Below are 24,027 nucleotides of genomic sequence, written 5' to 3'. Positions count from 1 at the left end.
GTGCGGTTCACGTCCCGCTAAACATTGCCGCGCTATCATCCGGATCGGTGCCGATTGCTGGATGGTGTGGGTATGATCGGGACACGCGTCCTTGCTGCCGGATTGGTCCTGTGCGCCTCGGTCGCCGATGCGGCGGATGCCCCGTCGCCACTCACCCCGTCGCGGCTGGTGATGGCCGAGCGGTTGAGCTGGGGCCCGCGCGGCGATGAACCCGCACCGACGGCGGGCGATCCGGTTGCCGCGCTGGCCGTGCCAATCGATGCGCCCCTGCCGCCCGCCGCTGCGCAGGCGATTGCGCACATGCGGATCAGTCGTCAGCCGATGGCGCAGATCGTCATGGACATGACCGAGCGGCGCCGCGCGATCGCCGCGATGGCCGACCCCGATGCCAAGGCCGCCGCCGACAAGCAGTGGCAGGCCGATATGGCCGATCTCTACCGCGAGGCGACGACGCGCGCGATTGTGCGCGCGCTCTATTCCCCGGCGCAATTGGGCGAACAGCTTACCTGGTTCTGGGCCAACCATTTCAGCGTGCATGGCCAAAAGCGGGAGATTCGCGCGATGCTCGGCGGGTGGGACGATGCCTTGCGCAGCCATGCCCTGGGCCGTTTTCGCGATCTTCTGGCCGCGACGGTGACCCAGCCCGCGATGCTGCAATATCTCGACAACGATCAGAACGCCGCCGGGCATATCAACGAAAACTATGCCCGCGAAATCATGGAGCTGCATACGCTTGGCGTCGGATCGGGCTATAGCCAGAAGGACGTGCAGGAACTGGCGCGCATCCTGACGGGCGTGGGCGTGCGGCTGACTCCGGATGCGCCGCGCCTGCCGCCGGACAAGGCCGCGCTTTATATCCGCGACGGGCTGTTCGAATTCAATCCGGCGCGGCATGATTTCGGCGACAAGGTACTGCTCGGCCAGACCATCCACGGCTCCGGCTGGGGCGAAGTGGCGCAGGCAATCCGCATCTTGGCCGATGCCCCGGCGACGCGCGCGCATGTTTCGCGCAAGCTGGCGCTGTTTCTGCTCGGCCATGATCCGTCGCCCGCGCTGGTCGATGCGATGGGCGCGCAATGGCAGGCGAGCGACGGCACGATCGCGCGCGTCGTCGCAGTGGTCTTGCGCTCCGATGAATTTCGCGCCTCGCTGGGGCAGGGGTTCAAGGATCCGATGCATTATGTCCTTTCGGCCGTGCGCTATGCCTATGGCGGGCGGGTGATCCGCAATGCCGATCCGATCCTGAACTGGCTGCGCCGCATGGATGAGGCGCCTTATGGCCGCGAAACGCCCGACGGTTGGCCGCTTGACGCTGCGGCCTGGACGGGACCGGGGCAGATGGAAACGCGCTTTGAAATCGCCAAGGCGATCGGCAACGGCTCGGCGGGGCTGTTCAAGGCGCGAGAGCCGGGCGGGGCGGACGAACCGGCCTTTCCCCAATTGCAGAATGCGCTGTGGTTTGCCGGGTTTGACCGCACCATCGGCGCGCAGACCCGCGCCGTGCTCGACCGCGCGGTGTCCTCGCCGCAGTGGAACATGCTGCTGCTGGCCAGCCCCGAATTCATGCGGCGATGAAGGAGGACCGATGATGCTTGATCGTCGCACCATGTTGGCCGGTGGCGTCGGACTTTCGCTGCTGGGGGGCGGGGCCATCGCCGCGCCTGCCGCATCGGGCACGCGGTTCCTGCTCGTGTTTCTGCGCGGGGCTTATGACGCGGCCAATGTGATCGCGCCGACCGGCAATGCCTTTTACCATCAGGCCCGCCCGACGATCGCGCTTGCGGCGCCCGATCCGGCCAATCCGCAGGCGGCCTTGCCGCTCGATGCCGACTGGAGCCTGCATCCCGCCTTGCGCGACAGCATGGCCCCGCTGTGGGCGGCGCGGCAGATCGCCTTTGTCCCGTTCGCGGGGACCGACGACATGAGCCGCAGCCATTTCGAAACGCAGGATACCATCGAGATGGGCCAGCCCGTTCAGGCTTCACGCCGCTATGGCTCGGGTTTCATGGGGCGGCTGGCCGATGTGCTCGGTACAGGCGGAAAACGCACGATCGCTTTTTCCGACACTTTGCCGCTGATCCTGCGCGGCGGGCCGATGATCCCCAATCTGGCGCTTGGCGGCAATGGCAAGCCGCCGATCGACGATGCCGAAACCGCGATGATCGCCGCGATGTATCGCGGACAGCGGCTGGGCGGGATCGATCTCGATGCGGCGATCCATGCCGGTTTTTCTGCGCGCGACACCGTCTGGCATACGATCGAGGAAGACATGCGCAGCAGTGGGCGCGGCGCGATTGCCGCGCGCGGGTTCGAGGCGGCGGCGCAGCGCATCGGGCTGGTCATGCGCGACACATACAACCTTGCCTTTGTCGATGTCGGCGGGTGGGATACGCACGTCAACCAGGGCGGCGCGCAAGGGCAACTGGCGGGTCGGGTCGGCGAACTGGGGCGCGGCCTTGCCGCTTATGCCGCCGCGCTCGGCCCCGAGGCCTGGCGGCAGAGCGTGGTCGTGGTGCTTTCCGAATTTGGCCGTACATTCCGCGAAAACGGCAATCGCGGCACCGACCATGGCCATGGCAGCATCTATTGGGTTCTGGGTGGCGGAGTCGCGGGCGGGCGCATGGTTGGCCCGCAAGTGCGCGTGGCCCCCGAAACCTTGAACCAGGGTCGTGATTTGCCGGTCCTGACCGACTATCGCGCGCTGATCGGGGGGCTGTGGCATCGGCAATACGGGCTGAACAAGGCGCAACTGGCGACGATTTTTCCGGGCGTGGCCCCGGCGCGGCTCGATCTGATCTGACCGATTGTAAAGGGTTTTCATCGCTCCCGATCGGGAGTACCGCGCCCGCGATCCCCTTTTTCCTGCGAGCGTACCGATGAATTCACCCTTGCTGTTTCACTTTGGCGTGCTGTTGGTCGGCGCGGTCTGGGCGGGTGCGCAAAATCAGTTGGCGGGCGGCGGCTCGTTCATCACTTTGCCGGTGCTGATGCTGACCGGGATGGACGCCCGCGCGGCCAATATCACCTCGACCGTGGCGCTGTTTCCGGGGCAGGTGACGGGTGGCTGGCTTGGCCGGGCGCATGCTTCGGGTACGGCGAGCCTGTCGTTGCGCGCGCTTACCGTGATCAGCCTGATCGGCGGGGTGCTTGGCGCGGTCCTGCTGCTTTTGACGCCTTCGCAGGTCTTTGCCCGCATGGTGCCGTGGCTGGTGCTGTTTGCCACCGCCGCCTTTGCCTGGGGCTCGTTCTTTCGCAAGGCGCCGCACGAAGGCGGCGGCGCGCGCCCGCTCGGGCCGGTATCGGCGGGCGCGGTGCAGATGGGGATCGCGATCTATGGCGGCTATTTCGGCGGGGGCATCGGTTTCCTGATGATGGCCGCGCTGGCGCTCAGCGGTGTGCCGGTGCGCGCGGCGGCTTCGACCAAGAACATGCTGGCCGGGGTGATGAATTTTACCGCCGTGCTGATTTTCCTCGTGTCGGGCGAAGTGCGCTGGCTGGCGATGACGGTCGCCATGGTCGGCGCGCTCGCCGGCAGCTGGCTCGGCGCGCACATGCTGCGCCGCGTGAATGAACGCGCGCTGCGCTTTGTCGTCGTCGGCATCGGTATCGCCTTGACCATCGGGCTGTTCCATGGCGGATTCTGACCCGTCCGCCTTCGGCTGGTAACCAGCGCGCGTACACGAGAGGCGCTTCGCCATGCATCACGTCGACATCGTTGCGCTCGGGCTGTTGCTGTTCATCGCCTGTCTGGTGGCGACCGTGTGCCGTCGGCTGGGGCAGCCTTATGCCATCGGCCTGGTGATTGCGGGGGTGGGGCTCAGCCTGTCGGGGTACAAGAGCGGCATCGAGCTGACTCCGGAACTGGTGTTTACCGTACTTTTGCCGCCGCTGGTGTTCGAAGCGGCGCTGCATCTCGGCTGGGCGCAGTTTCGCCGCGAGAGCGCGTTGGTCTTGTCGCTGGCGTTTGGCGGCACCTTGCTGTCGGCGCTGGTGGTGGCCTTGTGCATGCATTTGGCGGCAGGCTGGGGCTGGCCGGCTTCGCTGTTGTTCGGCAGCCTGATCGCGGCGACCGACCCGGTTTCGGTGATCGCGATGATGAAGGATCAGGCTGCGCCGCAACGGCTGCACTTTCTGATGGAGGCCGAAAGCCTGGTCAACGACGGTGCGGCGGCGGTGCTGTTTGCCCTGGTCGCCGCATGGATCGCGGGCTCGGCGGTCGGGCCCGGCCCCATCGCGCTCGCGCTGATCATGACGGTGGGCGGCGGGGTTCTGCTCGGGCTGGCGGTGGGGGGCGCGATGATGATGGTCGCGGGACGGTCGGGGGATCATCTTGTCGAGATCACGCTGACCATGCTGGCGGCCTATGGCGCATTCCTGCTGGCCGAGGAACTGCATGTCTCGGGCGTGCTGGCGACGCTGTCGTCGGGCATGCTGGTGGGCAATTGGGGCAAGGGGCGCATGCTGACCGAGGCGGGCGGCGTAGCCGTGATCCGGTTCTGGGATTTTGCGGCGTTCCTGGCCAATTCGGTGGTGTTCCTGTTGATCGGCTGCCGCGAAGGGGCGCAGCCGCTCGGCTCGTACTGGCTCCCGGCGGTGATCGGCACGGCGGCGGTGCTGATCGGGCGCGCGGCGGCGATCTATCCGATTGCCCGGCTGTTCCGGAACAGCCGTCTGGCGGTCGACCGCCTGACGCAACACATCCTGTTTTGGGGCGGATTGCGCGGCGCGCTGGCGCTGGCGCTGGCCCTGGGCGCGCCGGTCAGCCTGCCCGAGCATGACGCGCTGGTCGGCGCGGCCTTTGCCGTTGTCGCCTTTTCGATCTTTGTTCAGGGGCTGACCGTGCCGCTCTTGCTGAAACGAAGCGTCGGCACATGACCAGGGGCGCGTTCAAGGCCGTTGCCAGCCGGGGCGGGCGGTGCGAGGGTGCGGTTCACTCTCTCATGAAAGCCTGCCGCCATGCTGATCCGCGCCGGATATGACATCGGTTTTGCGTCGCAACAGGCGGTGCCGATGCTCGCCAACCTGAGCGTCCATGCCTCTCGCAACAAGGATTTGCGCACCGCACAGCGCATTTTCACGACGCCCGATGTGCCGATTTACGACTATGTCGACAGCTTCGGCAATATCTGCAGCCGGTTTACCATGCCGCCCGGCGGGATCACCATTTCGTGCGGTTTCGTGATCGAGGACAGCTTTGAGCCCGATGCCGTCGTGCCCCATGCGCGGGCCGTACCGCTGGCCGAATTGCCCGACGAAGTGCTGATGTATCTTCTCGCCAGTCGCTATTGCGAAACCGACCGGCTGACCCAGATCGCGTGGGACTTGTTCGGGACCGTACAGCCGGGCTGGGGCATGGTGCAGGCGATCGTGACGTTTGTTCATGAACGCATCCGCTTTGACTATCTGGCCGCGCGCCCGACCAAGACCGCGTGGGACGTGTTTCACGAACAAGTCGGCGTGTGCCGCGATTATGCGCATCTGGCGATCGCGCTGTGCCGGTGCATGAACATTCCGGCGCGCTATTGCACCGGCTATCTGGGCGACATGGATTTGCCGGCGATTGTCGGCGACATGGACTTTTCCGCCTGGTTCGAAGTCTGGCTCGAAGGGCGCTGGTATGTGTTCGACGCAAGGCACAATTTCCCCCGGCGCGGGCGTATCCTGATGGCGCGCGGGCGCGATGCGGCCGATGCGGCGCTGGTCACCACGTTCGGGCCGGTTACGCTGACCCGCTTTGAAATCTATACCGATGAAGACCGGCTCGGATGATCGCGGCGGCGAATTGATGCCGGGACTTGCCCGATCGGTGCTATGATGGCGCATCGCGGAATTTTTGGACTCAGGTCCGCCCGCGAACGTGGGGCAGCGTTTGCGCCCCCTGATGTCGATCCGGCATCCAACAGGACATTTTTCACCATGGCCAAATCGCAAAAGCGCAGCAATCGCGAAGTCCGCAAGCCCAAGGCCGCCAAGTCAAAGCCCAGCGTCGGCCTTCAGCCGCTTGAAACCTCGCCCGTCCTCGCCGCCACGCGCAAACAGCGCGACCGGATGTAATGACCCGGTCGGGGGCCGAGCGCGTATCGCGCGCCCAGCCCCCGCGATCATCCCCCCCGCGATCATGCCTCCTCGATCATTCTTTCCGTGCCGACAGGTCGGGAACCGCGACACGCGCCGATACCGCCAGATGGTCCGACAGGATCGCGGTTTCGGCGCGATAGTGCGTGAGGGGCAGCTCGCTGCTGCTCACGATATGGTCATAGTCGCGGCGCGGCTGCCACGAGGGGTACGTATCGGGCGATGACGGCGCCAGCCTGCCGCCCGCCATCGTGCAAAAGGCGTCGAGCGGTGCGCTGCCGACCCCGCAATTGAAATCGCCCATCGCCACCCAGTCGCGCGCCGCGCGCAGGCCATCGGCAACGGCGGCAAGCTGCGCCAATTGCGACGGCGCGCCCAGGCTCAGATGCAGGCAGGCGACGCGCAGCGCCGCAGGACCGTCAATATCGACAATCAGGCAGCCGCGCCCCGGAACCCGGCCCGGAAGTTTGATGTCGTGGACAAGATGCAATGGCCAGCGGCTGAGAATGGCGTTGCCATGGCGCGAAATGCCGGGAACGATCCTGTTCTGTTGCACGGCGAAATGGGCATGCCCCGATTCCGCCGCGATTGTCTCGACTTGCGAGCGATAGCCCGCGCGCCGCCCGCCCAGATCGATTTCCTGTAGACAGATCACGTCGAATGGCGCGATTTCCCGGGCGATCGCGCGCAAGGCAAGCGCCTTGGACGGGGTGTGGATCATTTGCCGGTGCGCGTGCAAAAGGTAATCGCGATAGCGCCGGGTGCCGATGGCGGCCTGGATGTTCCATGTCAGCAGCTTCATCGGCGGTCGACTTTCGCCGTTTGCGGAAAGACGCTGTTCCGGGCAAAGACATGGTAGGGCGCCGTTGCGGAATTGTGGGGGAGCAGACTTGATCTCATCGATTTCAGCCCCGCTCCTGATCCACGTCGGTCTGGCGTTCGCGCTGTCGCTGCGCATTCTCTATCGCAAGCTGCAGGTCAATACGGCACTGGCATGGATTGTCGTGTTGATTGCCATGCCGATCGCCGGGCCGGTGCTCTATGGCCTGTTTGGCGCGCATAGCCTTGGCCAGCGCCGGCTGAAAATCGGCCAGCGCATTCGCCGCTATTACCAGAAGGCTTATGCGGTTGCACGCGCGGACGGCGTAGATCTCGCGGGGATCGCCGAACCGTTCGGTGCGCTGGCAGGATCGATCGCGCGCGAGAGCGGCTTTCCCGTGCTGGCGCGCAATGCGTATACCATCCTGACCGATGCAGGCGAAATTCTGGAAAGCATGGGCCGCGACATCGATCGGGCGCAAAGCGATTGCTGCCTGGAATTCTACATCATCGATCCGAGCGGGCGGGTCGAAGCGATTTTGGACGCGGTGCTCCGGGCGGCGTCGCGCGGCGTTTCATGCACGATCCTGGCCGATGATTACGGCAGCAAGCCGTTCTTTCGCTCGGTATGGCCCGCGCGCCTGCGGGCCGCAGGGGTAAACGTGATCCACTCGCTGCCGGTCGCGGTGATCAAGTCGTTTTCGAAGCGATCCGATTTGCGCAACCATCGCAAGCTGCTGATCTGCGACAGGTCGGTTGCCTATACCGGCAGCTTCAATCTCGTCGATCCGCATCTGTTCAAATCCGGCAGCCACGTCGGCGAATGGATCGACCTGATGATGCGCGTCGAGGGGCAGATGGTCGATGCGATTGCCTGTGTGTTCAATGCCGACGCCCTGCTTGATACGCCCGAGTCCAAAGACTGGCGCACGGTTATCGGCAACAGGGCTCAGGACAGGGACTTGCCGGCATTGCCCTTCGACGCGCGCAAGGCGGCCTCTCCCGACAGCAGGATCTTGATGCAGTTGCTGCCGTCGGGGCCGGAAATGGCCGATGCGACGATCTTTGAATTCATCGTCGCCGCCATTTTCAACGCGCGCCGCCGCGTGCGCATCGTCACGCCCTATTTCATCCCCGATCAGGCCGTTCTGCTTGCGCTGAAATCGGCGGCCAAACGCGGCGTCGCCGTCGAAATCATCGTTCCCGAAAAAGTCGACACGCGGATCGGCCAATATGCGAGCGAGGCGTCTTACGAGGAATTGCTCGGCGCGGGCGTCGCCATCGGGCGGTTCACCGGCGGACTGCTCCATGCCAAGGCGGTCCTGATCGACGAAGGCGTCACGCTGTTCGGCACAGTCAACATGGACATGCGCAGCTTTTACCTGAATCTCGAACTCAGCCTGATCCTCTATGACCGTCAGATCAGCGCCGATCTCGATACCATCATCGACACTTATGCCGCGCGCAGCACGATGATCGACAAAGCCGCCTGGTCCGCCCGCCCGCGCGCTCAACGCTTCCTCGAAAACCTCCTCCGCCTCGCCGGGCCGCTGTTGTAGGGCTCTTTCCGGCCTTGATCCGGGAAGCCGCTGATCGCCAAGTGAATTGGGCGCATTGACCTTGCCGAATTCGGTGAACTTCGCCCGTTACTCCTCTTGCCGTCGCGCAGGGATCGCGGCACACTCCGATGCATGACCGGGGCTGTCCGCATCATCCCATCTCGGCCCATTGGGCCTCCCGCGCCCAAGACCGCGTTTGGGAGTAAAATCCGTGCCCGCCGTTTCGTGTCGGGCAATGCGTGGCATAACCGACTGTATGGCAAAGAAATAAATCGTATATGGAGCTATGACCCTGCCGGGTCACATATACTTGGCAATACCATCGGTAATGCCGTCGCCGGGAGTATCAGTGGGAGCCAGGATACCAGCGCGCAGGCGCTCCAGGTGCCACAGCCAACGGTGACATACACCTCGGGCGGGGTTCAATATGCACAGGCGGGTGGTGCAACCTCTGCGTTTACGCCTCCGACCGCGATTGAGGCCGAAGATGGATCAACTCAATACACTCCTGGTCAATTAACAGTCACTCTTGCAGACGGCACCACATCGACCACTTCAGTTAACGTGCGCGCTCTCGATCAGTCCGGGGGGGTGACGCCGCCTACTGGGGATGGATCGTCTGCCACACTTGTAACGGCAATACCTACAACTGAGAACGGCAATAGCAATTTGGAGTCAAAGCTACAGGCGATGTCCTATAGTAATTCAGAAAATATTTTTCATCCTATCGATAATGCATGGGTGGCGTCTCAAGTACAATTTGAATCTCAGAATCCAGGATATACACTTAGCCTAGTGGCTGCAGAGACGGATCTGGCTGTAAATATAAATTTAACAGGAAACTACGCGCCAATTGTCTTTGGGAATGGAAATGTTCAGGCTGGCGCCACCCTTAGTGCCGCTGCAATTGGAGGTGTCGGCGGAAGCGGCCAGCTTTCGGCGGTTGTCAATGCCCCAAGCGCGCTTCACCCGGGAGATTTTGGCGTAGTTGTGACCCTGCAAGGAGCTTATGGCGCGGCCATCGGAAAGTACGTCGGTGGAGGCTTGGGGGTGACTGGGCAGTACGCCAAAACTGTACCCAACACGATTTTCGACTGGGGTACGTCATCCTATGCTGAAGCGGATAGCGCCTTTGGGCTTGCGCAGGGATCGGCCTCGGCAACGGTGGATTATAAGGGCAACGTCACCTCGGCGGGAATTAGTAAAGCTGGCCTTGGTCCGGGTGAAGGTGGCGGCGCATTCGTAGGTTTTCAAGGAAGCACTACACTCACAATTACGGGGACTTCACTTTGGAATATGGCTGTAAATCATAAACTTGGCCCATCGGGATGAGTGGTGCCATACTTCGGAGTAGGGAGTCAATAAAATGGCTAGGATTAAATCGTATCGTAATTTTGATGAAATCGACAAAAATAACCCCCTTGCAGAAGATTTCTATAAATTCAGCATAATGATATGCAATGTGTTTATTTATGTGTCAGTTTTTTGTTTCTCAACGATATTCATAACATTGCTTGCTTCAAATGCGTTTTATACAAGGTGGGCTGCATCTGATGTCTTTAAATTATTGTCATTAACATTTGTTTTTTTGGCACCTATATTTTTTGGTATTAAGCTATTGCGATCTTTTTTTAGGAAAAGGTTGAGAAATATTCGATTTCTGGGAGACGGCAACGATATTGCGTAACGGGTCTCTGGTTCCGGCGGATGGGAATTACGGCGGTGGGGTTCCGGTGACAGTGCACGTAATTAGCCGCCTGCCTTACCGGGGCGACAATCGGCGCGCTGATAGCTGATCGCCAACCCCATATCGACGTGGTGGAGCAGTTCCTAAACAGGGTACACCTAACACGGTCCCCCGTAAGCCATTTTGGCTCGTAACGCTCTGATATTGCGCCATAGATTCGCAGGGGTGGACTGGCACCGTTTTGACGCCAGCGCCATAACCCATTGATGTTATGCCATAAGTGCCGGTGCCAAAATGGCGCCACCCCGCAGAAGTGGGTTTCTGGCCTGGTCATGTTTTCCGTCAACACCGGGATGCGCGCGAAGCGGAACAAGGCACCCCGATCGATGGCGTAGACGGCTCCCAGTGGCATCCATCATTGCATTCTCGAGTGAACGTTACGCACCGTTCCTGCGTGCGGCGGGTGGTTGGACACTGCCAGAAAACCGGGCAAGCGATTGAAAACAATAGTTGGCAGCGCGCAACCACCGATGCGGAGTTCCGGGGACGCAACGGAGTTCCGGGGACGCAATATCCAATTGGCGGAGTTCCGGGGACGCGGGAGTTCCGGGGACGCAATATCCAAGGGAAGTTCCGGGGACGCAATATCCAATTGGAAGTTCCGGGGACGCAATATCCAATTGACCTCAGAGCGCCTAGATGTCACGTTTGGCCCATGGCAAGGCTTGCGCGCATAGTGATCCCCGAAGTGGCGCACCACGTTACACAGCGTGGCAACCGTCGCTTGCCGATATTTTTCGAGGATGCGGATCGCGCGTTATATCTGGAATTACCGTGACAGGTGCGAAAATCCCCAAACTCTCCCGTCAAGGGACGTCTTCCGGCGCGCGCTAACCTGAATGCCCCAAACGTGGTGCGGTGTTGCGTTCGATGGTGTGTCGGTAGTGAACGTTACGCACCGTTCCAGCGGTCGGCGGAGGGTCTGCGGCGGTCCGGTTACGGTGACGTCTTACATAATTCCTAAATAGGAAGTACATTAAAGCTGCGTTTAATAGACGCCGCTCCGTGGAGGAGGGGTTACGGTGACGCCTTACATAATCCCTAAATAGGAAGTACATTAAAGCTGCGCTTAATAGACGCCGCTCCGTAATTACCGTCAATTTCCGGTGCGTGGGCACAACTGTACGGTCGTTCTCCCGGTACAGATCGGGCAAATTGTGTCCGTTCCGTCACTTGTTGCGTCCGCCGTCCCTGCCTAGGCGGTTGCCTTTCGCATCAGGGGAGGCGGCCTTGCCGAACAGTTTGTCCTTGCAGAGCCGTTTCAGGGGGTGGGGCAATGGCCTGTTGGGGGTGGCCATTTTCAGCGGGTCTCTGCCTGCCACGCGGCTTGCCGTCATCGGCTTTTCGCCCTTGCTTTTGACCAGCGCGCGGGCGTTGATTGCCGGTATTCTGGCCTGCCTGATGCTGGCCGTGACGCGGCAACCTTGGCCCAATGGCCGCCAATGGCGTCAACTGCTGGTGGTCGCGGGCGGCTGCGTGCTGGGCTTTCCTGCGCTTACGGCGCTTGCCTTGCAGCATATCACGTCGGCGCGGTCGTTGGTGTTTGTGGGGCTGTTGCCGCTCAGTACGGCGGTGTTCGCCATGGTGCGCGGCGGCGAGCGACCGGCGGCGGCCTTTTGGGGTTTTGCTTTGGCGGGGGCGGCGGCCGTGGCCGGTTTTGCTCTGGCGCGCGGCGCGCAGTCGTCGGCTTTGGGCGATGGCCTGATGGTGGCGGCGATCGTCGTGTGCGGGCTGGGCTATGCCGAAGGCGCCGTGCTGACCCGCGAACTTGGCGGGTGGCAGGTGATCAGCTGGGCGCTGCTGCTGTGTGTGCCGGCGGCGGCGGTGGGGACGGCGGTGTTCTGGCCTGCCGATGGATTGGGCATGGTCGGTTGGCAAAGCTGGCTGGGGCTGGGCTATGTCTCGGTGTTTTCCATGCTGATCGGCTTTGTCTTCTGGTATCGCGGGCTCAGTCTGGGCGGCATTGCCAGTGTCGGGCAATTGCAGTTGTTGCAGCCTTTCATGGGGCTTGGGCTTGCGTCGGTTGTCCTGGGTGAGCCGGTGGCCCCGCTGATGATGGTGGTGACCTTGATTGCCGTGGGCAGTGTCGCGGGCGCAAAGCGCTTTGCCTGAATCGTTTTCAATGCCGAATTTTGCGCCAGTCGATGGAAATCCGAAACGTCGGGCGTAAGTCTGTCGAGTTGCGGACAGGGCTGTGCATCGAAACGGCCTTGGCGATCCGCGCCGAGGGGAATGGCAATGACCAGCGACGCACTCTCGTTTCAGACGATCGATCTTCCCGACCCAGGTGAGCAGACGGGCCTTTCGGTCTGGGCCGCCCTGCACGAACGACGCACGATTCGGGACATCGACACGCAGCCGCTGCCCTTGTCGGTCTTGTCGGATCTGCTGTGGGCGGCCTGCGGCGTGAACCGTGCGGCGGGGCCGTTCGGCGCAGCCGGGCTCACGGCAGGATCGGCCAGCAATTCGCAGGAAATCGATGTCTATCTGGCAACGGCCAGCGGGCTGTTCCTCTATCAGCCGCACGGCCACCGGCTGGGCCCGGTGTGCGCGGGCGATTGGCGCAAGCTGGCGATGACGCCGCATCAGCCCGTGCCCGCGACCGCACCGGTGCAATTGATCTATGTCGCCAATTTGCATCGTCTGACGCACACCGCAGGCTTTGACGAGCCGGGCCTGCATGATGCCGAAGTGCAGAAATCCTATTACTTCGTCGATACCGGCCTGATTGCGGGCAATGTCTATCTTTTTGCAGCCGCGCGGAAGCTGGCCGCCTGGTTTCACAATTGCGACAAGGCCGCGCTGGTCGAGCGACTGCAATTGGGCGCGGATCGACGCGTGCTGTTTGCCCAATCCGTCGGCTATCCCGCTCTGCAGGCACCGGGCGGCTGAGACAGGCCATGAAGCTTTCAAGCACCCGGTCCTGATCACCGGCGGCGCGAGTGGGCTCGGCTATGGCGCACCGTTGCGCTCGCTCCATGGCCATCATTCTCGAAACGTCTGGGCCTGTCTGCAATGTCAGTCAGGCAGACCTGTCCCGGCAAGCTCGGCGCGGTCAGCGCTGCCAGTTGGCGATCAGGCGCGCGGTGGCGGCTGGGCCGGGGAGGCATTGCGAGCGGTCCGGGCGGGGGGTGCGGGCGCAGTTCCATAGCGCGGTGTCGACGCCTTTGCGTGCATCGTGGAGGAACAGGAAGGGGATCGCCTCGCCTGCCGCCGGGGTGTGGCCCAGCACGAGGCAGCGGGGGCGATCCTTGCACAAGGCATAGGCGCGCACGGCATAGCTGCCGGGAAAGGCGGCGGGATCGAGCGTGAGGTCGATTGGGTCGGCGGCGAGGCGGGCGGTTGGCGTGGGCTTTGCCGCGGGCGCGATTTCGGCGAGGGCGCGCGTGGCCAAGGGCGCGGGCGGCGCAAGCCGGGGCTGGGTTACCGAGTCGTCATCGGGCAGCGCGGGGACATGCGCCGGCGACAGGCGCGCGAGGCTGAGCACGTGGGGCTCGTCGCTGCCCGGCGGTAGGGGGCGCAGCGCGGCAAGCGAGCCCCAGGTGCCGGGCCAGCGATAGAACAAGTGCGGTCCGACCGCAGCCATCTTGATCAGGCTGTCGCGCCAGCGCGGCACGACATAATCGGCGTGGTAATGCGTGGCGAGGCCGACGGTGCTGTCAACCATTCCGGCCAGGGCGGCGAGCGCAATGGCGCGGGCGCGGGTCCATGCCGCCGCCCCCGGCACACGCGCGGACAGCGAGCCATCGCAGGCAAAGGTGAACTGGCAGGCCTTGCTGCGCGCAGAATCCTGAAACACCACGGCGCAGACCGATTTGGGAAAGGCGGGGTGACGCACCCGGTTGAGCACGACCTGGGCCACGGCGCGTTCGCCCGGCGGATTGTCGCCCGCTTCGTACCACGCGGCGGCGGCGAGGCAGTCGACCGCGCGCCCGCGAGCATCGGCGGCCATGTCTGCCGCGCGGAATGGGGGCGCAATTTCGGAAAAGGGCTGCGGCGCGACTGCGGCGTTGGAAGAGCGGGCCTGATCGGGATCAAGCGCAAGCAGCGCGCCGGGGCCGGGCGGCGCGGGCAGGTCGGTTTGCTCGCTGCCAAGCGGCGCCGACACGATGCCGGGCCTCTCGGTCAACGAGAGGCGCACCGCGGGCAGCCCATGGGGCAGAGGATAGGCATTGATCAGCCGCACGAGGGCAAACACGAAAGCGAGCGCAATCGCCATGCGCCAGGCGAACGGGCGTGTGGCACAGCGCGCCATGATCAGGCGCAGCGAACCGCGCCTGCGCGCCGCAATCAAAGCCGTGCGATCGGCATGAACGACGATGCCGGACTGGGCCGGCGCAGCGGGCAGGGATGTCTCTCCGAGCGGCAGGCTGGCCATTGCGCGCGCCTAGAAGCGATACGTCAGTGCGAGGCTGACGCGGTTCTGATTGAAATTGCGCGCAGCCAGCGCCTGATCGGAAAAACGGCCAAGCCGGTGTGTGACATTGGCATCGACTTGCCAGTGTTGGCTGAGCAGCCAGGTGGCGCCAAGTTGGGCGCTGGCAAAGCGGTCGTGAAACGGCGAGCCGACATATTCCGACAGGCTATAGGTGGCGCCCGGACGCAGCAGTATGTTGCGCAGCAATTCGTGCACAACCGCGACGCCGAAGTCCTGTTGCTCAAAGCCTGCGACACCGAGCATCGGCGCACGCTGAAACGCCTTGTCGGCGGTCAGGTTGACCGTGGTCAGCCGGGTCGGGCTCCATGCCAGCGCAACATTGTAGTCGAGCCCGGATACCGCGCGATAGGCATTGTCGCGGAAATCGCGATGGAAATAGCCGACCGCCGCCTCGCCCTGGAGCAGGCGGTTGATCCCGAAGGCAAAGCCGAACAGCGCGGCATATTGCGTGGAATCGCGCTGCCCGGTGCCGGGGGTCAGGTGGCTGTAGGTGTTGTTGTCGAGTTCGAGGTCGACATAGGCGGCGACACCGGGCGAAAGCGCCTGCGCCACGCGGGCCTTGCCTTCAAGATAATTGAAATCGCGATAGGACATGTCGATCGGCACGCCGTCGAGTTCGCGCGCAACATAGCGATAGCGGTCGAGATGGCCCGACAGCGTCAGCCGGGTACGGTCAAACGCCTGATCCAGCTTGAGATTGGCGGTGATCTGGCCATAGGCGACCGGCTTTGCCCCGAACAGCGTGTCGCCGGTCGATCCGCGCGGCTCGATATTCCCGGCCAGCATGGCATCGGCCGAAAGCGTCATCTGCCCATCGATGTCGATCCGGCCATCGACGCCGATAGCCCCGGTTTCGACGTTTTCGCCGGCATGTTTGGCATAGCGATCGAATTCGCCGCGAGCGATCACGTCAAACTGATTGCGCGACCATTGCGACCGGACATTGATCGCCGGGCGCAGGACGAGCGTGGCATCGCCGGTCTTGATGTCGCTGCGCGCATAGATGTTGTCGTTGTACGCGGCTTCGGCGCTCAGCGTGGGAAACAGCAGGAACGTTGCCGCCGGTATGCCCGGCTGATCATATTCCGGGCGCAGGCGCGAAGCGGCCGTGTCATTTTCCATGCGCGTGTCGACCACTTGTTGCGCCGCCGCATGCACGGGCACGGCCAGCGCACAGAGCGCCAGTCCCGTGCGCCATCGCCTGTTTGCCCGCCGTGAAGCGTGAGAGCGCCAACCATTCATCGAATTGCCTCCAGAACCTTGCCCGCCGGGGAGGCATTTCAGGTATCACCGAAGCCGGACGATGTGCGGTCAATTAGCCCCGTATCCGAGATATTACTGAGGGTTTCATACTCGGCGCCGCGCGTTTTGGGCCGAACCGGTTGGTTCGATCCGAAATTTAGTAGGTGATACTACGGAGCAATGCCGGTTAACCAGCGTGGGCAAGCATTTGTTGGCGTCTTGGGCGCAGCCATCTGTCCATGAACCGTCGTCTGCTTTCCCGCGTAACGCATCGGCTTGATCCCCGGCGATTGCCGGCAGGGACCATTGTCCATGGCGCGCAGATCGCCGTTTTGGCGATCGGGGCTTTGGCGACGCACGACTATCTTGGCGGCGGCATGGGCGATAGCGATGCCGGTCGGATCGCGCTGATGCTGGGGGTCGCGGTGTTGATTGCGGCGCCGCAGCAGCGCGGGGCGGAATTGCTTGGCGCGGTGGCCATCTGGCTGACGACCTGTGAATTCATGGCTGCCAGCCGCACCGGGCAATTTGCGCTGTGGCGGTGGGCCATGGGTCTGGCCGCGCTGGCGTTGGTTCTGATCCTGACCCGCGTATCGCATTTTCGCGCGCAGGCCCGGGCCAATCCCTGGCGTCGGCTAGGCGACCGCGATTGGGGCCGGCCGCGCAGCGGGCCTGGCGCGGCCTGGCGCCGCCGGGCAACGGCCGGGGCTGCCGATCAGGTTCCCCCGGCGCAGGCCGACATCGAGGGGCAGGCGCGGCTGCTGGCGACATCCCCCAGGCGTTCGCGATAGAGGCCCAGTAGCCGATCGAGCCAGTCGTCGGGATCGAGCGCCAGCGGGGCGCCGTGTGCAAAGGCCGCCTCGCTCATCGCGCGGATAGCGCAGTCGTCTTTGGCAAGCCTTCGCAGCAGCGCCGCAAAGGCAGGCGTGTCGCGCGGTTCGACCGCAACCCCGGCGCCGATCCGGGCGATGTCAGCGGACAGCAACGCGCTGGGCGGCAATACCACGGGCAATCCGCCGCGGACCGCCTCCATTGCCACCAATCCATAGGGTTCGGGCGCGCGGCTGGGCATGACCAGCAAGCGCGCCTGTGACGCGAGCACGGCGATTGCGGCGGGATCAAGCTTGCCCGCAAACTTGCCTTCCGGATATTCGCTGCGCAACTGCGCCGCCATCGCGCCGTCGCCGACCACCTGTATCGACACGCCCGCCGCGCGCGCGGCGGCCAGCGCGAGGTCCGGCCCCTTGGGCTGTTCCAGCCGACCGACGAACAGCACGTCGCGATTGCCTTCTGCATGGATCCTTGTGGCGCTCCACGGGACGACCGGGTTGGGCACGACGCGGATCGCCTGGGCGGGAATGCCGCCGCGTTGCAGTCCGGGGGTCATTGCGGCGTGGATCGCCAGGATCGGCGGACTGTTCTGCGGGTCCAGCATCGCTCGCTGGATGGTCGCGCGGACCAGACGCCATATCTTGTGCATCCGGCTGCGTCGGTCGCAGCCTGCCAGACAGCAGGCCGCGCTCAGCGGCACGCGCGTACACGGCGCGCCGCTCGACAAATCGGCATAGGCACCGGTGGGGCAGACCAGAAAGAAATCGTGCGCCGAAATGACCAGCCGGTCACGCACCGGGGCCAGCGCGGCAAAGATCGCGGGCGACAGGATCTGTGACCAGCCGTGCAGGTGATAGACCGTGCCGGGCGTGTCGCGGGTGGCTATGAAGTGGCGCACCATGGCCAGCGCCGCCCGGTTCCACCAGCCGGTGATCAGCGCGTCGCGTGCGCCGCGGTCGAGCAACCGGCCCTGGCCCAGCCCGATCGTCTCGATCGCGCGATGGCCCATGCCCTTTGGCGGGGGCGCATCGCCTGACAGGAATGTGACGGGGTATCCGATATGCGCAAAGCCGAGCGCGGATTGCACGGCCAGCGCGCTCGCTCCGCCCATCGGATGCGACAGGTCGTTGATGACGACGATTCTGTCGATCGGCTGTCGGGTGGCGGATGAGCGGGGCAATGGCGGTGTGGTGAGGCTGAGCGGAGGGGGGATGACGGTCATGGCATGGCGCGCCGGGCGGGCGCAGGGTCTTGCGGCGCGGGCGTCGGACAGGGCATTGCGCTGGAGCCGATGGCCATGGCGATACGATCGGCCAGGCGTGCAATATCCGCGCGAGTCATGGCGATCAGGCGGTCGAGCTTTTCGTGGTCAACCCCGGTCGCCAAGGCCCGACAGGTCAGCGCGGTCAACGTGGCCGGATCGAGATCGGCGCAATCGGCGATAAAGGCTTCTCGCCCGGCGAGCGCGAAAAAGCTTTCCAGCTTTACGTCCCATTTCAGGCCGATGGCGGGGATGGCAAAGGAATGGGCAACGATGCAGGCGTGCATCCGGTGGGCAATGATCACATCGCATCCGGCGATGAAATTCACCAGTTCGTCCGGCGTGGTGAACGCCGGTACGATCGTCACGGGTATGCTCGATGAGGGGGGCGCCGAGCGATCGGGGGGCGGGGCGATGCACCATTCGGGGCCGTGCCGGGCCAGAAAGGCGCGGTCTTCCGGACTGCCGTTGGTGAACAGCAGCACGTGCATGCCGGCTGCGACCAAGGCGCGCGTGGACGCTTGATACCACGCGGCAAAGTCGACCGTGGGGGGCTGGCCCCCGGCATGATACCGCACGGCCAGAGGCGAGGTGACGCAAAGGCCGACCATGATCGGATTTGCCGTGGGGACGACGCGCGTCGGCGGATCGAAATGACACCGCGCGAGCAGGCCTGGATCGCCTGCAAGTCCTGCCGCCGGAACGCCATGCGGTTCGAGCAAGTCGCGCCAGGCTTGTTGTGAGCGTTTGTCGCGCACTGTCGCCGCGACGAGCGCCGCACTGCGCAGCGCCCGAACGAAGAGTTGGTGCCCGGTGCGTGACCAGCGGCGGTTTACCCCCACGGCGTGGACCGCCACCGGCAATCGCGCCCGCGCGACTTCGCCCAGTGCGCCGGCGAGCTTCATCGGGAAATTGAGATCGCTGTCCGACAGGAGATTGCCGCCGCCGACAATGACCGCATCGACCCCGGCCAAACGATCACGAACATGGCGTCGCAGGCGAAATTGCACCAGAGCCGCAAGCGCCACGCGCACCGCATGGCGCCGGGCCCAGCGCGGCAGCACCTCGAGCAGCGCGATCACCGGGCCGCGTCGGCTGGGGCCGTGGCCGCGATAATGGCTCCGCCCGGCAAGGTCGATCACGATGACTTCGACCCCAGGCAGAGCGACCGCGAGTTCGCGTTCCAGACATTCGGACAGCAGGCCATCGCCCAGATTGGGGCTGAATTTCACGTTGAGCAGCGCGATTTTCATGGCTTGATCGCCCCAAACGCTCCCGCCGCGCAGACGGCGGAGGACGGCGAGGGCAGGTCGCGACGACGCAGGGGGAAATCCGGTCTGGCCATGACCCGAGCTTTGCCAATGCACCGGATCGCGGCAAGCAGGGATAGCGCCGCTTCGGCCCGGTTTCGGAGGAATTGCGGCGCCGCTGCCGGTCGCGGCCGGAAATTCAGCGCGGGGAATTCAGGGCTTCAGGCCGCCGCCCAGCACTTCGTAGAGTGCGACCATGTTGGTTGCACGGGCAAGCCGCACACTGACCAGCGACTGGCGCGCGGCATAAGCGCTGCGCGCCGCATCGAGCGCGGCCAGCCAGGTGTCGACTCCATTGCGATAGCGCGCGTCGGTAATGGCGGCGGCCTTTTCCGCGCTGGCGAGATTGTCGCGCTGTGCCGCCAATTGCGCGTCGATCGTGCCGCGCCGGGCGAGCGCATTGGCAACGTCGATAAACGCGCTTTGCACCGCCTTTTCATAGATCGCCACTGCCGCATCGCGCCGGGCCTTGGCCGCGGCAAGGTTTCCGGCCTTGGCCCCGCCGTCGAACAGCGTTTGCGTCGCGCTGGCGGCCATGCCCCAGTTATAGGTTCCGCCCTGATCGAACAGCCCGCCGAGCGATGCGCTGGCAACCCCGGCCAGCCCGGTCAGCGAAATGGTCGGAAACAGCGCGGCCCGCGCGGCACCGATATTGGCGTTGGCGGCTTTCAGCTGATGCTCGGCCGCCAGCACGTCGGGTCGGCGCAGCAGCACCGCCGAATCGAGCCCGACCGGCAGCGTGGTCAGCACCGCATCATTCTGCCCCAGCGTGTCGGGCCCCAGCGTGTCGGGAATATCGCCTGTCGCGACCGATGCGCCGACCAGCAGCGTGAGCGCGTTTTTCGCCTGTTCGAGCGCGGTCCAATAGGCGGCAGTGTCTGATCGGGCGCCCGCGACAAGCGTTTCGGCCTGCGCCGTTTCGAGCGTCGTGCCGATCCCTTGCGCCTCGCGCTGGCGGGCGATCGTCAGCGTCGCTTCGCGGCTGGCGAGCGTGGCGCGCGCGATACCCAGCGCATCGGCATCGGCGCCGATCGTCAGCCAGGCTTGGGCGACTTCGGCAATCAGCGCGGTTTCAGCCGACTTGCGGCCCTCATCGCTTGCCAGCCAGCTTTCCAGCGCGGCGCGGCTCAGGCTGCGCACCCGGCCCCACAAGTCGATCTCAAACGAGGCCGCCCCTCCGGAAATCCCGAAGGCATCGGCAGTGGGGCCGCCGGTGGCATCGCCATAGCCGCCGGTATATCCGCCCGAACCGACCGTGCCGTGAAACCGGCTGACTGCGGGAACGGCGGTGATCGCGGGCAGGCGCGCTGCGTTGGCGACGCGGTATTGCGCGCGCGCTGCGGCGACATTGGCGACGCTGGCGCGCAAATCGCGGTTCTGGGCCAGCGCCTGCGCAATCACCCGCTGCAATCGCGCATCGGTGAAAAAGGCATGCCAGCCGATCGCATCGACCGCGCCGTCGCCCGGCTGCAGCGCCGGATAGCTCGCGCCCTGGGGCAGGGCGGCGGGAACCGGGGCGGCGGGGCGCTGATAGGTCGGCGCCATGCTGCATCCGGTCAGGGCGAGCGCCATCGCCCATGCTGTTGCGCCCCGTCTCATGCTGCCGGACCTGTCTTGGCAGCCGCTTTCGGCTTTCTGGCGAACCGGGTTTTCACGACGATGAAGAACAGGGGAACGAAGAACACTGCCAGCACCGTGGCCGAGATCATCCCGCCCAAAACGGCAGTGCCGATCGCCTGACGCCCGTTGGCCCCGGCGCCGCTGGCAAGGACCAGCGGGACGACCCCGGCGATAAACGCCAGACTGGTCATCACGATCGGGCGAAAACGCAGCCGCGCCGCATCGAGCGCGGCATCCAGCGGGGAGAGCCCGCGATCGAGCGAACTTTGCGCAAATTCGACGATCAGGATGGCATTCTTGGCAGAAAGCCCGATCGTGGTGAGCAGCGCAACCTGAAAAAAGATGTCGTTGGACAGCCCGCGCAAAGTCGCCGCCGTGACCGCGCCGATGATCCCCAGCGGGATCACCAGCATGACCGAAACCGGCACCGACCAGCTTTCATACAGCGCGGCAAGGCACAGAAAAATGAACAGGATCGACGCGGCGAACAGCGCCGGCGCCTGATCGGCGGCGACTTGCTGCTGATAGGACAAGCCGCTCCACGCGAGCGTGAAGCCGCCGCCGAGCCGACCGGCCAGCCCGGTCATTTCCGCCATGGCCGCGCCCGAACTGACCCCGGTGCCGCCGGTGCCGACGACTTGTTGCGCGGGCAAGCCGTTGAACCGGCGCAAGAGGTTCGATCCCGAAGTCCAGCGCGGCTGTGCCAGCGCGGCAAACGGCACCATGTCGTCGTTGGCGCCGCGCACATACCATTGGCCAATGGCTTCCGGTGTCATGCGGAACGCTGCATCGCCCTGAACGTAGACCCGCTTTACCCGCCCGCGATCGAGGAAATCGTTGACATACGTCCCGCCCCACGCGGTCGACAGCGTGGCGTTGACATCGTCGGGCTTGACCTGGAACGCGGTGATGGCGGCGTCGTTGAGATCGACCTGAAGCTGGGGCGTATCTTCAAGCCCGCCATAGCGGATCTGCGCCAGTTTCGGATCGGCGATGGCCTGCGCCATCAAGTCCTGCCGCGCAGCGGACAAGGCCTGGGCGCCGTGCCCGCCCGCGTCCTGCAACCACATCTCGAACCCGGCGGACGTGCCGAGGCCGCGTACGGCAGGTGGGGCGAGCGCGACGGCCTGCCCCTGATAAAGCGTCATGAAATGCTGATTGAGCCGGGCGGCGATTGCGGCAGCGCTGTTGGCAGAGCCGGGACGATTGTCCCAGGTGCGCAGATTGAGCCAGCCTTGCGCGACATTCTGCGCGGTTCCGGCGGCCTGATTGCGACCGAGCGAGAGGAAAATATGGTCGATATTGGCCTTTTCGGTCTCGCGGATATAGCGCGTGACGTCTTCGGCGAAAACACGGGTCTGGTTGATCGTCGCGCCTGCGGGCATGGTGATCGCATAGCTGAGATTGCCCTGATCCTCTTCGGGCAGGAAACCGGTCTGCATGCGCATGTCGAGCAGGGCGCTGATCACGGCGATCCCCGCAAACACCGCCAGCCACAGCCCGGGGGCCCGCACAAAGCGCGCCAAACGCGCCTGAAACCCCAGTTGCAAGGCCTCGTAAGTCCGATTGAACCCGCGAAACAGATCGCGCGCGATCGGCTCGTCGCCGGCGACATGATCGCCATGGTGCAAAAGCGTGGCCGCCAGCGCCGGTGTGAGGATCAGCGCCACCAGGACCGACAGGCCCATCGCCGAGACAATGGTGATCGAGAACTGGCGATAGATCGTGCCGGTCGACCCGCCGAAAAAGGCCATGGGCACGAACACCGCCGCCAGCACCAGCGAAATGCCGATCAGCGCGGGGGTGATCTCGGTCATCGACTGGATCGTCGCTTCGCGCGGCGGCAGGGCTTCTTCGCGCATCACGCGCTCGACGTTTTCGACAACGACGATCGCGTCATCGACAAGCAGACCGATCGCCAGCACCAGCCCGAACATCGTCAGCGTGTTGATCGAATAGCCGACCGCAGCCAGAATGCCGAATGTCCCGAGCAGCACGACGGGGACAGCAATCGCCGGGATCAGCGTCGCGCGCCAGTTTTGCAGGAACACGTACATCACGATCACAACCAGTCCGATCGCTTCGAACAGTGTCTTGACCACTTCCTCGATCGAGATCTTGACGAAGACGCTGCTGTCGCGCGGATACGTGATGCGATAGCCCGGCGGCATGTCGCGCGACAGGTCGGCGATCTTCTGCTTGACCGCCAGCGCGGTGGTCATGGCATTGCCGCCAGAGGCCAGGCTGACGCCGAGGCCGACTGCCGGATAGCCATCGAGTTCGTTGATAGAGGTGTAGTTTTCCTGCCCCAGTTCGACCCGCGCGACATCCTTGAGCAGGACGCGCGAGCCGTCGATCCCGGTTTTCAGCACGACGGCGTTGAACTGATCGACCGTGGTGAGGCGCGAGCGCGAGGTGATTGTGGCGTTGAGCGCCTGGGTTGCAGGGGCGGGCAACATGCCGACTTCGCCTGCTGAAATCTGCGCGTTCTGGGCATTGAGCGCGGAAATCACGTCCTGCGGCATGAGGTGGACCGCAGCCAGCTTTACCGGATCGAGCCAGATGCGCATCGCGTATTGCGTGCCCCAGACATCGGCCGAGCCGACCCCGTTGATGCGCGAGACCGGGTCGGCGATATGGACGGCGACATAGTCGGCGACATCGGCGAGGCTGCTTTTCCCGGTGGAATCGTACAGCGCGGCCATCAACAGCAAGTCGGCCTGTGCCTTGTTGATCTGCAGCCCTTGCGCCTGGACTTGCGCGGGCAGGCGCGTCGCGGCCTTGGACAGCACGTTCTGCACTTGCACTTGCGCGGTATCGGGATTGACGCCCTTGTTGAACGTGGCGACGATCTGTGCCGAGCCGTTGCTGCTGCTCGAAGTGAAATAGATCAGCCCGTCGACGCCCTTGAGCTGTTGCTCAAGCACCTGGGTCACGGTGTTTTCGACTGTCCGCGCGTCGGCGCCGGGATACGTGGCGTTGACGCTGATCGTCGGCGGGGCGATGTCGGGGAACTGTTCGACCCCCATGCTGGCAATGGCAATGCCGCCGCCGATCATCACGAGGATCGCCAGCACCCAGGCAAAGATCGGGCGATCGACAAAATAGCGCGACAACATGGCGGG

General features: G+C 64.3%; 18 protein-coding genes. 11 read left to right on the top strand and 7 right to left on the bottom strand.

Translation table 11 applies throughout. The annotated features are described in order from the left end of the window. Positions 1-72 precede the first annotated feature (72 nt). From AQZ50_RS14220 to AQZ50_RS20755, 6 genes are all read left to right on the top strand, one after another. Positions 73-1,575, top strand: coding sequence for a DUF1800 domain-containing protein (locus AQZ50_RS14220; protein WP_067747138.1), 1,503 nt, complete (start codon positions 73-75; stop codon positions 1,573-1,575). Between the two features lie 10 nt (positions 1,576-1,585). Next, entirely contained in the window at positions 1,586-2,800 is a 1,215-nt protein-coding gene (locus AQZ50_RS14215) for a DUF1501 domain-containing protein (RefSeq protein WP_067747136.1), read from the top strand. A 76-nt stretch (positions 2,801-2,876) separates the two neighbouring features. Beyond that, positions 2,877-3,644 carry a sulfite exporter TauE/SafE family protein gene (locus tag AQZ50_RS14210; RefSeq protein ID WP_067747134.1) on the top strand — a complete coding sequence of 256 codons (768 nt, stop codon included), beginning with the start codon at positions 2,877-2,879 and terminating at the stop codon, positions 3,642-3,644. 52 nt (positions 3,645-3,696) lie between these two features. Continuing rightward, positions 3,697-4,875: a cation:proton antiporter gene (locus tag AQZ50_RS14205; RefSeq protein WP_067747132.1), complete on the top strand. Its 1,179-nt coding sequence runs from the start codon at positions 3,697-3,699 to the stop codon at positions 4,873-4,875. Between the two features lie 81 nt (positions 4,876-4,956). Next, a complete protein-coding gene (locus tag AQZ50_RS14200) occupies positions 4,957-5,769 on the top strand; it encodes a transglutaminase-like domain-containing protein (RefSeq protein WP_067747131.1) in 813 nt (270 codons plus the stop codon). 147 nt (positions 5,770-5,916) lie between these two features. After that, positions 5,917-6,054: a hypothetical protein gene (locus tag AQZ50_RS20755; RefSeq protein ID WP_197412498.1), complete on the top strand. Its 138-nt coding sequence runs from the start codon at positions 5,917-5,919 to the stop codon at positions 6,052-6,054. A gap of 76 nt (positions 6,055-6,130) precedes the next feature. On the opposite strand, the gene AQZ50_RS14190 is transcribed toward AQZ50_RS20755, so the two are convergent. Further along, positions 6,131-6,877, bottom strand: a complete 747-nt coding sequence (locus AQZ50_RS14190) for an endonuclease/exonuclease/phosphatase family protein (protein WP_067747128.1) — start codon at positions 6,875-6,877, stop codon at positions 6,131-6,133. Positions 6,878-6,965: 88 nt separating this feature from the next. On the opposite strand from AQZ50_RS14190, the gene cls reads away from it, so the two are divergent. The 4 genes from cls to AQZ50_RS14175 all read left to right on the top strand — a co-directional run bounded on the left by cls (position 6,966) and on the right by AQZ50_RS14175 (position 13,092). Continuing rightward, positions 6,966-8,453, top strand: coding sequence for a cardiolipin synthase (cls, locus tag AQZ50_RS14185; RefSeq protein ID WP_067747127.1), 1,488 nt, complete (start codon positions 6,966-6,968; stop codon positions 8,451-8,453). Positions 8,454-8,585: 132 nt separating this feature from the next. Further along, entirely contained in the window at positions 8,586-9,785 is a 1,200-nt protein-coding gene (locus AQZ50_RS20520) for a phage tail protein (protein ID WP_231730306.1), read from the top strand. A gap of 1,618 nt (positions 9,786-11,403) precedes the next feature. Beyond that, complete coding sequence (locus AQZ50_RS14180; protein WP_369801428.1) at positions 11,404-12,312, top strand: DMT family transporter; 909 nt, start codon at positions 11,404-11,406, stop codon at positions 12,310-12,312. Positions 12,313-12,438: 126 nt separating this feature from the next. Then, positions 12,439-13,092, top strand: a complete 654-nt coding sequence (locus tag AQZ50_RS14175; protein WP_197412497.1) for a nitroreductase family protein — start codon at positions 12,439-12,441, stop codon at positions 13,090-13,092. A gap of 163 nt (positions 13,093-13,255) precedes the next feature. On the opposite strand, the gene AQZ50_RS14170 is transcribed toward AQZ50_RS14175, so the two are convergent. Beyond that, positions 13,256-14,578 carry a cell wall hydrolase gene (locus AQZ50_RS14170; RefSeq protein WP_067747122.1) on the bottom strand — a complete coding sequence of 441 codons (1,323 nt, stop codon included), beginning with the start codon at positions 14,576-14,578 and terminating at the stop codon, positions 13,256-13,258. A gap of 9 nt (positions 14,579-14,587) precedes the next feature. Further along, entirely contained in the window at positions 14,588-15,760 is a 1,173-nt protein-coding gene (locus tag AQZ50_RS14165; protein ID WP_231730304.1) for an outer membrane beta-barrel protein, read from the bottom strand. A gap of 359 nt (positions 15,761-16,119) precedes the next feature. Here AQZ50_RS14165 and AQZ50_RS14160 point away from each other — a divergent pair, with 359 nt between their 5' ends. Further along, the gene (locus AQZ50_RS14160; RefSeq protein WP_156427369.1) at positions 16,120-16,671 is read left to right on the top strand and encodes a hypothetical protein; all 552 of its coding nucleotides are present in this window, start codon (positions 16,120-16,122) and stop codon (positions 16,669-16,671) included. On the opposite strand, the gene AQZ50_RS14155 is transcribed toward AQZ50_RS14160, so the two are convergent. The 4 genes from AQZ50_RS14155 to AQZ50_RS14140 all read right to left on the bottom strand — a co-directional run bounded on the left by AQZ50_RS14155 (position 16,596) and on the right by AQZ50_RS14140 (position 24,021). Beyond that, positions 16,596-17,933: a glycosyltransferase family 4 protein gene (locus tag AQZ50_RS14155; protein WP_082703663.1), complete on the bottom strand. Its 1,338-nt coding sequence runs from the start codon at positions 17,931-17,933 to the stop codon at positions 16,596-16,598. The genes AQZ50_RS14160 and AQZ50_RS14155 overlap by 76 nt on opposite strands. Beyond that, positions 17,930-19,225, bottom strand: a complete 1,296-nt coding sequence (locus tag AQZ50_RS14150; RefSeq protein WP_082703662.1) for a polysaccharide pyruvyl transferase family protein — start codon at positions 19,223-19,225, stop codon at positions 17,930-17,932. Before AQZ50_RS14150 ends, AQZ50_RS14155 begins: the two co-directional genes overlap by 4 nt. Before the next feature lie 210 nt (positions 19,226-19,435). Further along, entirely contained in the window at positions 19,436-20,881 is a 1,446-nt protein-coding gene (locus AQZ50_RS14145; protein ID WP_067747119.1) for an efflux transporter outer membrane subunit, read from the bottom strand. Then, positions 20,878-24,021, bottom strand: a complete 3,144-nt coding sequence (locus AQZ50_RS14140; protein ID WP_067747117.1) for an efflux RND transporter permease subunit — start codon at positions 24,019-24,021, stop codon at positions 20,878-20,880. The genes AQZ50_RS14145 and AQZ50_RS14140 overlap by 4 nt, the downstream gene beginning before the upstream one ends. Between the last annotated feature and the right edge of the window lie 6 nt (positions 24,022-24,027).

Origin of the sequence: Novosphingobium sp. Fuku2-ISO-50 (assembly GCF_001519055.1) — a bacterium.
GTDB lineage: Bacteria > Pseudomonadota > Alphaproteobacteria > Sphingomonadales > Sphingomonadaceae > Novosphingobium.
This window is presented reverse-complemented; position numbering and strand designations above follow the sequence as displayed.

Bases quoted from the DNA above. Each gene is read 5' to 3' on its own strand.
- AQZ50_RS14220 (WP_067747138.1), top strand. From the start codon at position 73: ATGATCGGGACACGCGTCCTTGCTGCCGGATTGGTCCTGTGCGCCTCG.
- AQZ50_RS14215 (WP_067747136.1), top strand. From the start codon at position 1,586: ATGATGCTTGATCGTCGCACCATGTTGGCCGGTGGCGTCGGACTTTCG.
- AQZ50_RS14210 (WP_067747134.1), top strand. From the start codon at position 2,877: ATGAATTCACCCTTGCTGTTTCACTTTGGCGTGCTGTTGGTCGGCGCG.
- AQZ50_RS14205 (WP_067747132.1), top strand. From the start codon at position 3,697: ATGCATCACGTCGACATCGTTGCGCTCGGGCTGTTGCTGTTCATCGCC.
- AQZ50_RS14200 (WP_067747131.1), top strand. From the start codon at position 4,957: ATGCTGATCCGCGCCGGATATGACATCGGTTTTGCGTCGCAACAGGCG.
- AQZ50_RS20755 (WP_197412498.1), top strand. From the start codon at position 5,917: ATGGCCAAATCGCAAAAGCGCAGCAATCGCGAAGTCCGCAAGCCCAAG.
- AQZ50_RS14190 (WP_067747128.1), bottom strand. From the start codon at position 6,877: ATGAAGCTGCTGACATGGAACATCCAGGCCGCCATCGGCACCCGGCGC.
- AQZ50_RS20520 (WP_231730306.1), top strand. From the start codon at position 8,586: ATGACCGGGGCTGTCCGCATCATCCCATCTCGGCCCATTGGGCCTCCC.
- AQZ50_RS14175 (WP_197412497.1), top strand. From the start codon at position 12,439: ATGACCAGCGACGCACTCTCGTTTCAGACGATCGATCTTCCCGACCCA.
- AQZ50_RS14170 (WP_067747122.1), bottom strand. From the start codon at position 14,578: ATGGCCAGCCTGCCGCTCGGAGAGACATCCCTGCCCGCTGCGCCGGCC.
- AQZ50_RS14165 (WP_231730304.1), bottom strand. From the start codon at position 15,760: ATGGAAAATGACACGGCCGCTTCGCGCCTGCGCCCGGAATATGATCAG.
- AQZ50_RS14160 (WP_156427369.1), top strand. From the start codon at position 16,120: ATGAACCGTCGTCTGCTTTCCCGCGTAACGCATCGGCTTGATCCCCGG.
- AQZ50_RS14155 (WP_082703663.1), bottom strand. From the start codon at position 17,933: ATGACCGTCATCCCCCCTCCGCTCAGCCTCACCACACCGCCATTGCCC.
- AQZ50_RS14150 (WP_082703662.1), bottom strand. From the start codon at position 19,225: ATGAAAATCGCGCTGCTCAACGTGAAATTCAGCCCCAATCTGGGCGAT.
- AQZ50_RS14145 (WP_067747119.1), bottom strand. From the start codon at position 20,881: ATGAGACGGGGCGCAACAGCATGGGCGATGGCGCTCGCCCTGACCGGA.
- AQZ50_RS14140 (WP_067747117.1), bottom strand. From the start codon at position 24,021: ATGTTGTCGCGCTATTTTGTCGATCGCCCGATCTTTGCCTGGGTGCTG.